The sequence below is a fragment of the Solimonas marina genome, from assembly GCF_012241385.1.
Taxonomy (GTDB): Bacteria; Pseudomonadota; Gammaproteobacteria; order Nevskiales; family Nevskiaceae; genus Solimonas; species Solimonas marina.
Genome location: NZ_JAAVXB010000004.1, coordinates 307,287 through 319,213 on the forward strand (window position 1 = coordinate 307,287; position 11,927 = coordinate 319,213).

At 65.6% G+C, this 11,927-nt stretch carries 8 protein-coding genes; all 8 read left to right on the forward strand.

From position 1 onward, the window contains the following. Positions 1 to 307 precede the first annotated feature (307 nt). The 8 genes from G7Y82_RS09740 (at position 308) to G7Y82_RS09775 (ending at position 11,920) form a co-directional block, all read left to right on the forward strand. Complete coding sequence (locus G7Y82_RS09740) at positions 308 to 2,452, forward strand: TonB-dependent receptor (RefSeq protein ID WP_168147845.1); 2,145 nt, start codon at positions 308 to 310, stop codon at positions 2,450 to 2,452. 112 nt (positions 2,453 to 2,564) lie between these two features. Next, positions 2,565 to 4,604 carry a hydantoinase/oxoprolinase family protein gene (locus tag G7Y82_RS09745; RefSeq protein WP_168147846.1) on the forward strand — a complete coding sequence of 680 codons (2,040 nt, stop codon included), beginning with the start codon at positions 2,565 to 2,567 and terminating at the stop codon, positions 4,602 to 4,604. Further along, positions 4,601 to 6,310: a hydantoinase B/oxoprolinase family protein gene (locus G7Y82_RS09750; protein ID WP_168147847.1), complete on the forward strand. Its 1,710-nt coding sequence runs from the start codon at positions 4,601 to 4,603 to the stop codon at positions 6,308 to 6,310. The genes G7Y82_RS09745 and G7Y82_RS09750 overlap by 4 nt, the downstream gene beginning before the upstream one ends. Beyond that, entirely contained in the window at positions 6,307 to 7,473 is a 1,167-nt protein-coding gene (locus G7Y82_RS09755) for a M14 family metallopeptidase (protein WP_168147848.1), read from the forward strand. The genes G7Y82_RS09750 and G7Y82_RS09755 overlap by 4 nt, the downstream gene beginning before the upstream one ends. 10 nt (positions 7,474 to 7,483) lie before the next feature. Continuing rightward, positions 7,484 to 8,176 (forward strand): cysteine hydrolase family protein, encoded by a 693-nt coding sequence (locus G7Y82_RS09760; RefSeq protein WP_168147849.1) that lies wholly within the window; start codon positions 7,484 to 7,486, stop codon positions 8,174 to 8,176. A gap of 27 nt (positions 8,177 to 8,203) precedes the next feature. Further along, positions 8,204 to 9,703 (forward strand): peptide MFS transporter, encoded by a 1,500-nt coding sequence (locus tag G7Y82_RS09765; RefSeq protein WP_168147850.1) that lies wholly within the window; start codon positions 8,204 to 8,206, stop codon positions 9,701 to 9,703. Positions 9,704 to 10,041: 338 nt separating this feature from the next. Next, positions 10,042 to 11,367, forward strand: a complete 1,326-nt coding sequence (locus G7Y82_RS09770; RefSeq protein ID WP_206370528.1) for an amidohydrolase family protein — start codon at positions 10,042 to 10,044, stop codon at positions 11,365 to 11,367. A gap of 61 nt (positions 11,368 to 11,428) precedes the next feature. Next, a complete protein-coding gene (locus G7Y82_RS09775) occupies positions 11,429 to 11,920 on the forward strand; it encodes a hypothetical protein (protein WP_206370530.1) in 492 nt (163 codons plus the stop codon). Positions 11,921 to 11,927: the final 7 nt, after the last annotated feature.

An 11,927-nucleotide genomic window follows, 5' to 3' on the forward strand; every position in this document is an offset into this window, starting at 1 on the left:
AAGACGTCGGCCCATTAGAACCGCAGCGCTTTTGCAGCGTCGGTCGGACTCGTTGCGGGGCCTGCAACGGCATCGGCGGGGCCGTCGCGCGCACGCATGGTCTGCACCTTATTTGCGCAAATTCAATGAAATTTTCGACCAAATATGGGCGCCATGCGCCGATATGGCACAATTTCAGGTAATTCCCTGCAAATTGCGTGCGGCGCAAACAGAATAACCCGCGCCGTAATTGATGCGATGGAGGCCCGACTTGAAGAATGGACGACAGCGGGATTGCCCGCGGATCAGTCAGTCCATCGAGGTTTCCATGGCCCCCAACAAGCGCAGCCGTTTTTTTCAACGCCACCTGATTTCCAAGGTCCTCCTGTCGAGCCTCGGCGTCGCCGCCGGCTTCGGTAGCACCCTTGGCGCCGCATGGGCCGATGACAGCGGCAGTGCCGCATCGGCCGATACGAGCGCAGTCGCCAGCAGCGACGCGCTGCCCGAAATCACCGTCACCGCCCAGAAGCGCAGCGAGAAGCTGCAGGATGTGGCCGCTTCGGCTTCGGTGATCACCGCCGACGACATCGAGAACGCTGGCGTGCAAAACATCCAGGACGCGGCCGCGCTGACGCCGAACCTGGTGATCACCGACCAGCTGCGCCCCGGCATCCAGAATGTGTCGTTCCGCGGCTTCACGACGGTGCAGGGTGGTCAGTCGCCGTTTGCGATCGTCATCGACGGCGTCCAGCAGCCGGGTCAGGAATTTCTCAAGCAGCAGCTCGTCGACATTCAGCAGATCGAAGTGCTGCGCGGCCCGCAGGGCACGCTGTACGGCGCCGGCGCCATCGCCGGTGCGCTGAACATCGTCACCAAGCAACCGACCAACGACTTCCATGCGCAGGCCAAACTCGGCTATGCGCAGGGCAACGATGCGACCGGCACGCTGACGGTCAGCGGCCCGATCATCAAGGATCAGCTGTTCTACCGCGCGTCGGTCTACAGCCGTAACTTCGACGGCCTGATCACCAACGACTACGACGGCAGCAAGGTCGACGGCGTCAATGAGCGCAGCTACAACGGTCAGTTGCTCTATACGCCGAACGGTCAGCTGTCGATGGATTTGCGTGCGCATGTCACCGACGGCTCCAACGGCGCGCTGTGGCTGGTCAATGCCGGCGACGGTTCGATCGACAACTACAGCCAGAATCCCAGCGAGGACGTGCACGGCGTCGACCAGCGTCTGCTGCAGAGCTACTCGCTGAAGACCGATTACGATTTCGGGCCGATGACGTTCACGTCGATTTCGGCGTTCAACAAGGCCGGTCAGGACCTGCTCGCCGACGGCGACTTCACCGACACCGTGTCCGGTGTGCAGACCTGGACCAACGACACCAAGTCGTGGAGCGAGGAACTGCGCCTGACGTCGAACGGACATGACCGCCTGCGCTGGAACGTCGGTGCCTGGGGCCAGCGTTACTTCGTCGACGACCGTACGCAGTACGGCTCGATCGAATCCGACGGCAGCTACTCGTTCCCGGAAAGCGGCGACGACTTCAACATCTACCGTTACACCAGCTGGGCGCTGTTCGGTCAGGCCGACTACGACCTCACGCAGAAGCTGACCGCGACGTTGGGCCTGCGCTACGACATGGTCGATGCCAACGGCACCAACCTGGTCACCAGCGAACCGAGCTCGCACAAGTTCCACGAGCCGCAGCCGAAGGTCTCGCTGTCGTATCAGTTCACGCCGCAGACCATGGGCTACGCCACCTACGGCAAGGGCTTCCGCACCGGCGGCTTCAACCCGGATACGCCGCTGACCACCGGCCTGCGCGTCTACAACAACGAGGTCTCGTCGAACTATGAGATCGGCGTCAAGAACGAATTCTTCGACCGTCGCCTGATCCTCAATGCCGATGTCTTCCACACGGACTTCGACAACCAGCAGTACTTCTACTCGGTGGTGACCGACGAAGGCATCTACCGCGTCATCACCAACATTCCGAAGACGCGCGTCAACGGCGCCGAGCTGGAGTTCAACGCCCTGCCGCTGCCGTGGCTGAAGCTCAACGGCTCGGTCGGCTACAACCACACGCGCATCGAGCGCTTCACCGAGAGCGGCACCAGCTACAAGGGCAACGAAGTGCCGCAGGTCTATCCGCTGACCACGCTGCTCGGTGTCGAGGCCTCGCAGCCGCTGGGTGATCGCCTGATGGTGACCGGCCGTGTCGATTGGCAGCATCGCGGCGGGCTGTACTACGACCTCGACAACACCGCCAATCAGCACGTTTCGGCCAAGGACTTCCTCAACGCGCGCGTTGCCCTGCAGCGCGCCGACGACGATGCCTGGACCGTGGCGCTGGTCGGCCGCAACCTGACCGACGAACGCACGGTTGCCGCCGTCGGTGGTTCGCTGCGCAGTTACAACGAACCGCGCCAGCTCGGCGTGGAACTGCAGATCCGCTACTAAGCCGGTTCCCGGGTCGCGCCGCCGGCGGCGCGACCCGGGCTATTCTGACGGCCGGCTGCGGCCGTTTCGCGCGCCGATGCGCGCTTCCCCTGAAACGGACAGACAGAACATCATGAAGCGGTACCGAATTTCCATCGACATCGGCGGCACGTTCGTCGATGCCATCCAGTTCGACCGGGAGACCGGCAGCGTGCAACTGGCCAAGGCGCCGACCACGCCGAAGCGTCCGGTCGAAGGCGTGGTCGAGGCGATCAAGCGTCTCGGCACGCCACTCGAAGAAACCGACGTGTTCGTGCACGGCACGACCCTGGGCCTCAACGCCATTCTCGAACGCCGCGGCGTTTCGACCGGCATCATTACCAATGAAGGCTTCCGCGATCTGTTCGAGATCGGCCGCGCCGACGTGCCGCCGGCGCAGATGTACGACTACGCCTATCAGCGCCCGCAGGCGGTCGTGAAACGCCGGCATCGCTTCGGCGTGGCCGGCCGCCTCGACGCCAAGGGCAACGAGATCACGCCGCTCGACGAAGCCGCGGTGCGCGCCGCGGCGCAGGCGCTCGGCGAGGCGGGCATCGAAGCGCTGGCGATCAGCTTTTTGCACGCTTATCGCAATCCTGAGCACGAGCTACGCGCGGCCGAGATCGTGCGCGAGGCCTTCCCGCAGATCGCGGTGTCGGCATCCAGCGAGATCACCCGCGAATACCGCGAATACGAGCGCACCGCGACCACCGTGCTCGACGCCTACATCCGCCCGATCTTCGAACGCTACATCGGCGAGTTGCAGCAGGCGCTGGCCGACGGCGGCTTCACCGGTCGCTTCCTGGTGATGCGCTCCAGCGGCGGCGCGATGACTGCCGAGATCGCCAAGCGCGCACCGATCTTCACGGTGATGTCCGGTCCGGCCGGCGGCATCATCGGCGCTACGCAGCTGGCACGTTCGCTGGCACGGCCGCGGCTGCTGACGCTGGACTACGGCGGCACCAGCCTCGACGCCAGCGTCATCGAGGACGGCCAGCCGCTGGTCATGCACGAGGCGACGCTCGAACACTTCCCGGTGCTGATGCCGATCTTCGACATCCGCTGCATCGGTACCGGCGGCGGTTCGATCGCTTGGGTGCAGGAAGGCCTGCTGCAGGTCGGTCCGCGCAGCGCCGGCGCCGTGCCGGGGCCGATCGCCTACGGCAAGGGCGGCACCGAACCGACCACCACCGACGCCGCGCTGGTGCTCGGCTACCTCGACGCCGGCGCCTTCCTCGGTGGCAAGCTGTCGCTCGACGCCGACGCGGCACTGGCCGGCCTCAAGGAAAGGGTCGCCGATCCGCTGGGCTGCGATCCGACCACCGCGGCCGCCGGCATCTTCGACGTGCTGACCGCCAAGACCGTCGGCGCCGTGCGCGAGATCACCGTCGAGCGCGGCAAGGATCTGCACGAATTCGCGCTGCTCGCGTTCGGCGGCGCCGGTCCGATGATCGCGCCGATGATCGCGCGCGAAATCGGCGCGACCGAACTGATCGTGCCGAACGTGCCGGCCGCGTTCTCGGCATTCGGCATGATGATGTCCGACATCGTCTCCGATTTCTCGCAGACACAGCTGTCGCCGCTCGATGCGGCGAGCTGGCCGTCGGTCGAGGCCGGCTTCGCCGATCTCGACGTACGTGGCCGCGAGCGCCTCGCTGCGCAGTCAGTCCATGCCGGCAGCCAGTTGCTCGAACGCTTCCTCGAATGCCGCTACTTCGGTCAGGAGCATGCGATCGAAGTGGCGATTGCCGCAGGCGACACCATTGACGCCATCGCCGCACGTTTCAACGCGCTGCACGAACAGCGTTACGGTCATTCGCTCAGCGAGCCGGTACAGATCGTGACGCTGCGCCTGCGTGCCACCGGCCAGCTCGAAAAGCCGACGCTGCGCAAGCTCGACGCCGCCAGCGGGCCGGTCGACGAGGCGCGTGTCGCCACGCGTGATGCATTCTGCTTCGCACGCCGCGCGCGTGCCGAGTTCGGCGTCTATGCGCGCCACAAGCTCGCACCGGGTCACGTCATCGACGGCCCGGCCATCATCGACGAGGGTACGTCGACCACCGTGGTCCATTCCGACCAGCGTGTGACGATCGACGATTACGGCCACCTCATCATCCGGAGTCAGTCGGCATGAGTCTCGACGCCGCCACCACTGAAGTCATTCGCAGCTATCTGCTGTCCGCCGCCGAGGAGATGCGCCGCACGCTGATCCGTACGGCGTTCAATCCGGTCATTTACGAAGTCCTCGATTTCGGCATCTCGGTCTACAACGCCGATCTCGAATTGATCGCCGACGCGCCGAGTCTGGCGCTGTTCCTCGGTGCCAACGACTACGCGATCAAGAAGGGCGTCGAATACATCGGCAAGGAGAATCTGCAGCGCGGCGACATCGTGCTGATGAATTATCCGTACTGGAATTCGGCGCACGCGATGGACGTCACGCTGTTCGCGCCGGTGTTCGCGCCGGGCGCCGACCAGCCGTTCGCGTTCACCTGCATTCGCGCGCACTGGATGGATCTGGGTGCCAAGGACCCGGGCTATGTGCTCGATTCCACCGACATGCATCAGGAAGGCCTGATCATGCCGTGCCTGAAGGTCTACAAGGCCGGCAAGCCGGACCGCGAGATCTTCGAATTGATCCGCTTCAACTCGCGCATGCCGGATCTGGTGATCGGCGACCTGGAAGCGCAGGTCGCGGCGACGCGCATCGGCGAGCGTCGTCTCACCGAGATTCACGAAAAGTTCGGTGCTGAAAAATTCGGCGAAGCCACGCAACAGATCCTCAAGCACGGCGAGGCGATCTCGCGCGCGGCGCTGGCCAAGCTGCCGCGCGGCACCTGGTCGGCCGAAGATCTGGTCGACGACGACGGCATCACCGATACGCCGGTGCCGATCAAGGTCACGGTGACGATCGACGATGACGGCATGCATTGCGATTTCACCGCATCGTCCGGCGCCACGCGTGGGCCGATCAACATGCCGTTCGGTTTGACCGAGACGGTCTGCAAGCTGGTGCTGAAGTCGCTGACGACGCCGAACGTATCGAGCAACGCCGGACATTTCCGTGCGCTCGAAGTGGTGGCGCCGCCGGGCAATCTGTTCCACGCGGTCTATCCGGCGTCGACGTATACGCTGTGGACGGCGCACCTGGCGCTGGAGCTGGTCTACAAGGCGCTCGCGCAGGGCATGCCGGAGACGCTGGCGGCGTCGTCGGGCGGCGACGTGATGGGCTTCATGATGGTTGGTCGCAACGAGGCCGGGCAGCTCTACGCCGTCAGCAACAACGACGCCATCGGTTGGGGTGCGACCGCCAAGCACGACGGCGCCAACGCCACCAATCACATCTCCGGCAGTCTGGTGCGCAACACGCCGGTCGAGGTGATGGAGATGAAGACCGGCATGTTCGTCGAGTCGTTCGAACTGCGCACCGACAGCGGCGGTGCCGGCCGCTACCGCGGCGGCCTCGGCGAGACGCGCCGCATTCGCTTCATGACCGACGGTGAATTCCTGTCGGTGACGAAGAAGACCAAGACCCGGCCGTGGGCGTTGGCCGGCGGTTGCGAGGCCGAGCCGAACGGCATGCTGATCTACGCCGGTACCGACAAGGAGCGTCGCGTCAGCACCTATCGCGCCGCGATCCAGGCCGGCGACATCGCGGTCGCGGTGACGGGCGGCGGCGGCGGGTACGGCAATCCGGTCGAACGCGATCCGGCCGCGGTGCTGGAAGACGTGCTCGAAGGCTATGTGTCGCCGCAGGCGGCGGAGTCGCTGTACCGCGTCGTCATTCGCGACGGTGCCGTCGACATCGACGCGACCACCCATCTGCGGAGCCAGGCATGAGCATTTCGATCAGCGGCAAGATTCCGACCGGCAGCATCGAGGTCGTCGACGAGCACGACGCCGCCAATCTGCAGCTGCGCCTGCTGCGCGATCCGGGTGACGATCATCTGGCGATCGGCTACTACCACTTCCGCGCCAGCGGCATTCGCGGCCAGTCCTGCACCTACCGCATCCTCGACGTCGCCGAGGACGCGTCGGCGCGCCTGGCCGGCCGCGAAGGCTACGAGGACGGCTGGACCAACACCGGTCCGCACGCGTCCTACGATCTCAAGCACTGGTTCCGCATTCCGGCCACGCTGGAAGGGCGCGACTACGTGTTCTCGCACGTGCCCGAGCATGACGTTTGCTATTACGCGCGCTGGGCGCCGTATCCGCCGCAGCGCGAGATGGACTTCATCGCGCGCTGCCAGCGGTCGCCGCGTGTGTCCTTGTCGACCTTCGGCCGCAGCGGCCTCGGCGCCGATCTCGACCTGATGACGATCGGTACGCCGGGCCCCGGCAAGAAGGCTTGCTGGATCATCTCGCGCCAGCATCCGTCGGAAACGATGAGCGGCTACTTCGTCGAAGGTGCCGTCGAGCGCCTGCTCGACGAGCACGACCCTATCGTCACCAGCCTGCTGCAGCGCGCGGTGTTCTACGTGGTGCCGAACATCAATCCGGACGGCACCCAGCTCGGCCACACGCGCGCCAATGGGCTCGGTTACAACCTCAACCGTGAATGGGTGGCGCCGAGTCTGGAACGCAGCCCCGAGGTCTTCCATACGCAGGCGCTGATGAAGAAGCTCGGCGTCGACTTCTGCATCGACTGCCACGGTGACGAGGAACTGCGCTGCGTGTTCCTGGGCGGCCCGCTGGAAATCCCGTCGCGCTCCGAGCACCTCGACACGCTGTTCAAGACCTTCGAGCGGGCGTGGAATGCCGCGTCGCCGGACTACGAACTCGGCCATCCGTATCCGGGCGGCTCGCCGGCCGAGGCCGATCTGCGCATGGCCTGGAACTGGATCGCCGAGGAGTACAACTGCCTGTCGGTGCTGCTCGAGCAGCCGTTCAAGGACACCTCCTGGTGGCAGGATCCGATCCAGGGCTGGTCGCCGGAACGTGCGACGCGCCTCGGCCGCGAACTGCCGACCGCCGTGCACGGCGTGCTCGATCAGCTGCGCTGAAGGTCCGACCATGTCCATCAAGGAACCGTCGTTGCCGGCGGAGCTGGTCGATCGCGCCATCTACAGACGCGGCACCCTGGCGGTCTACGACAGGATCGTGCCGCAACGCACCGCGCTGCTCGCGCTCGACATGCAGAACGTCTGGCTGCGGCCCGGCGCGCCGTTCCATACGCCGAACACGATCGACACCCTGGTGCCGATCAATCGCCTGGCACGGGCGCTGCGCGCCAAGGGCGGCACGGTCTGCTGGTTTCAGCAGACCACCGGTGCGCCGGGCACGCCCGAATACTGGGCGCAGTATTTCGACAACTTCGTCGGCGACCAGTACCGCGGTGAAGCGGTTGCAGCGCTGACGCCCGGCAACGCGCTGCACGCGCTGCACGATGCACTCGATCGTGCGCCGCAGGATCTGGTGTTGCCGAAGTACCGCTTCAGCGCGTTCATCCGCAATCCCAGCGACCCGGAGCGCATGCTGCGCGAGCGCGGCATCGACACGGTGATCGTCGCCGGCACGGCGACCAACATCGGCTGCGAGTCGACGGTGCGCGACGCGATGATGCTCGACTTCAACACCTTCATGCCGCACGACGCGACCATCGCGCCGTACTACGACGGCCACCTGGCCGGCATGCGCTCGGTGATGCAAGCATTCGCCGACGTGCGCGGGGTCGACGAGATCGTGACGCTGATCAACGCCGGCTGACACGCCGGCTCAAGCACGGGGGTGCGCATGTCGCAGGGACGTGAATCGAACGGTTTCGCCGGCCATCCGCGCGGTCTGGCGACGCTGTTTCTGACCGAAATGTGGGAACGGTTCACGTTCTACGGCATGCGCAGCCTGCTGGTGCTGTTCATGACCGCCGCGGTCATCGACGGTGGTCTCGGCCTCGACGACAAGGCCGCCACGTCGATCTACGGTCTGTATATCGGCTGCGTCTACCTGTTTTCGTGGCCGGGCGGCTGGATCGCCGATCGTCTGCTCGGCGCGCAGCGCGCGGTGATCGCCGGGGCGCTGCTGATGGCGGCGGGCAACTTCATGCTGGCGCTGCAGAGCGTGACGTTCTTCTATCTGGGCCTGATCGTCATCGTGCTCGGCGTCGGCCTGCTCAAGCCCAACGTCAGCGTCATGGTCGGCCAGCTTTACAGCGGCCAGAGCAGTGCGCGGCGCGATGCCGGCTTTCTGCTGTTCTACATCGGCATCAATCTCGGCGCGGTACTGGCGCCGCTGGTGATCGGCACGATCGGCGAGAAGTTGTCCTGGCGCGCCGGGTTCGCCGTCGCCGGTCTGTGCATGCTCGGCGGCCTGCTGCAGTTCGTGGCACAGCGGCGCCACCTGCCGCCGGCACTGCCGACCGCCACGACGCCGGCCGAACGGCGCCGCGGTCTGCAGATTTTGTTCGGTGCCGGCGCGGCGTTGACGGCGCTGATCGCGCTGATGTTCGCCGGCATCATCCCGGCTGCCCCGGTGACGCTGGCGCGCTATACCGGCCTGGCGATGGTGCTGATGGCGGCCGGCTTCTTCGGCTACGTTTTCCTGTTCGGCCGCCTCAGCGGCGACGAAGCCAAGCGCGTCGCCGTGATTCTGATCCTGTTCTGCAGCGTCGCGATCTTCATCCTCGGCTACGAGCTGGCCGGTTCGACGTTCAATCTGTTCGCGCGCGATTACACCGATCGCTCGTTTCTCGGCTCGTGGTTTGCCGACGGCGAGCATCCGGCGAGCTGGTATCAGGCGCTGGGGCCGTTCTACATCGTCGTTTTCGCGCCGCTGTTCGGTGCCATGTGGGTGCGCCTGGCGCGGCGCAATCTCGAACCGTCGCTGCCGGCCAAGTTCGGTATCGGCCTGATCCAGGTCGGCCTGGGCTTCGTCGTCATGGCCTGGGCGAGCTGGCTGGTCGTGCAGGGCGGGGCCGGGACGCGCGTCGCGCCGACCTGGTTGCTGCTGACCTACATGCTGCACACCTTCGGCGAACTGTGCGTCTCGCCGATCGGCCTGTCGGCGATTACCGCGCTGTCGCCCAAACGCTACACCGGGCAGATGATGGGCACCTGGTTCGCCGGCGTCGCGCTCGGCAACCTGCTGTCCGGCATCGTCGCCGGCTATTTCGGCGAGGACACCCTGGCGACCGCGCCGACGCGCTTTCTGATGATCTGCGCGATGGACGTGGTGGCCGGCTGTGTGCTGTTGCTGCTGGCGCGCTCGATCACCCGAATGATCGGCGACGCGCGCTGATCCGGACGCTCTCCGCGGCGGTGCACACGCACCGCCGCGGCCGTCGCTTGCCCGCCGCACTCTCGCAGCTGCCCGTTTGCGTGCACGGCGTGCTGCACGCACGCGTTGCCTTGGCGTATCGCTTTTCCGTTGCGGACAGTGCAACAAACTCACGGCGCATCGTTATCGAACTTTCGCCGCCGGCATCAAAGAATCAAGCCGTCGGTGACGCTGTCATGACAGGATTTCGCGGGTGATCCGGGCGGACTGCACGATGCGGGTCGCATCACTCATTGAAGGTTGAAGGTCGCTTTCGTCATTGCGCGCAACGCAACGACGGGGCATGCAAGGGAGACAACATGAATTTCGGGCTGCGCCGCACGGCGCTCACACTCGCGCTGGCCAGTGGTCTCGCGGCAATGGCGCCGGCGTCGGCAGAGCCGACCGCGGTGTTCACGCAGGTTCACCCACCGGAGGGCCGCTTCGTGGCGCTGACCGGTGCAACGGTCATCGACGTGCTGTCCGGCAAGCCGATCGAGCATGCCACCGTGCTGATCGACAGCGACCGCATCGCGGCGGTCGGTCCGGCGGATCAGGTCGAGATTCCGGCCGACGCCAAGCGTATCGACATGAGCGGCCAGTACCTGATTCCGGGTCTGCTCAACTGCCATGTGCATCTCGGTCTGAAGCTGCCCGGCGCCGCCGGCGCGGCGCTGATCAACGAAAGCGATGCCGACCAGGTGTTGCGCATGGCGGAAAATGCGCGCAAGTCGCTGTATTCGGGCGTGACCACGGTGCGTCTGGTCGGTGAGGAGCACGGCAACGATTTCGCGCTCAAGCGCGCGATCGACGGCGGCCGCACGATCGGGCCGCGTATCCAGAGCGCCGGCGAGATCATCGCGCCGACCGGTGGCCACGGGTTCCTCGAAGCCGACGGCCCTTACGGCTTTGCCAAGGCCGAGCGTGAACAGATCAAGGCTGGCGCAACCTGGATCAAGCTGGCGATCTCGGGCGGCATCGCCGACAGCCACGGCGCGATCAGCGCCGCGCCGATGACCGACGAGGAAATGAAGGTGGCGATCGACGTTGCGCACCGCAACGGCGTGCAGATTACCGCGCACAACGGTTCGTCCGAAGCGGCGCTGCAGGCGCTCAAGTACGGCATCGACGGCTTCGAGCACGGCTATCACTTCACCGACGAGGTGCTGCGCAAGATGAAGGCGCAGGGCACGTGGCTGACACCGACCATCGTTGTCGACCAGCCGGGCGTGTTCGAGTTCTTCAAGAAGATCGGTACGCCCGACTGGTATCTCGATCGCGTGCGCAGCACGGGCAAGGACCATTGGCGGATGCTGCAGGATGCGATCCACATTGGCGTGAAGATTTCGCTCGGCACCGACCAGCTGCCGTACGAGCCGAACAGCGGCACGACTGCGACCATTCACGAAGCCGAGCTCTATCAGAAGGCCGGCATGAGCCCGCTGCAGGCGCTGCGCGCGGCGACCGATGTGCCGGCACACATGCTCAAGCTGGAGCACGACGTCGGCGCGATCGCGCCGGGCCGCTATGCGGACATCGTCGCGCTGCGCAAGAACCCGCTCGACGACATCGGCGCGCTGCGCACGATCGACTTCGTCATGAAGGGCGGTGACGTCGTGCGTGACGACAACGCGCCGTCGCTCTGACGCCGCATCTTCTTTCGTTTACGAGAACCATCAAATGAGCTTTCATTCGACCGCAGCATCCATGATCCGCCGCCTCGCGGCGCGTACCGCACTGGCCGCCGTCATCGCAGTGCCGCTGGCCGCCCAGGCAGCGACCGCGCCGGCCGGCAGCGATGAAGTCAGCCAGATGTTCAAGTGGTGGAACGGCGCGTTCAAGGTCAAGGGATCGTTCACGCCGGACGCCTTTCGTCAGTACTTCACCGACGATGCGACGCTGACGCTCGATGGCCGCGTCGCCATCCGTGGTGTCGGCGAATGGGCCGAGCACTTCCAGAAGATCCAGGCCAACGTTGACGAAGTGGAAATCGTGCTGCCGTTCATGGAGGAGTTCCAGTCCGGCAACAAGATCTACACCTACCACATCATCCGTGCCCGCGATCACGGCAAGCCGTCGTGCGAGATCGCCGCCGGCCACGCGATCCTGCGTGGCGGCAAGATCGCGTCGCTGGCACTGGTGCGTACCGACCTGACGCCCGAGCAGGCCGACAAGATGCCGGGCTGCTGGCACAGCTGAGCTGTCG

Excerpts from the sequence above, each read along its gene's own strand:
- G7Y82_RS09740 (WP_168147845.1), top strand. The coding sequence starts at position 308 with ATGGCCCCCAACAAGCGCAGCCGTTTTTTTCAACGCCACCTGATTTCC.
- G7Y82_RS09745 (WP_168147846.1), top strand. The coding sequence starts at position 2,565 with ATGAAGCGGTACCGAATTTCCATCGACATCGGCGGCACGTTCGTCGAT.
- G7Y82_RS09750 (WP_168147847.1), top strand. The coding sequence starts at position 4,601 with ATGAGTCTCGACGCCGCCACCACTGAAGTCATTCGCAGCTATCTGCTG.
- G7Y82_RS09755 (WP_168147848.1), top strand. The coding sequence starts at position 6,307 with ATGAGCATTTCGATCAGCGGCAAGATTCCGACCGGCAGCATCGAGGTC.
- G7Y82_RS09760 (WP_168147849.1), top strand. The coding sequence starts at position 7,484 with ATGTCCATCAAGGAACCGTCGTTGCCGGCGGAGCTGGTCGATCGCGCC.
- G7Y82_RS09765 (WP_168147850.1), top strand. The coding sequence starts at position 8,204 with ATGTCGCAGGGACGTGAATCGAACGGTTTCGCCGGCCATCCGCGCGGT.
- G7Y82_RS09770 (WP_206370528.1), top strand. The coding sequence starts at position 10,042 with ATGAATTTCGGGCTGCGCCGCACGGCGCTCACACTCGCGCTGGCCAGT.
- G7Y82_RS09775 (WP_206370530.1), top strand. The coding sequence starts at position 11,429 with ATGATCCGCCGCCTCGCGGCGCGTACCGCACTGGCCGCCGTCATCGCA.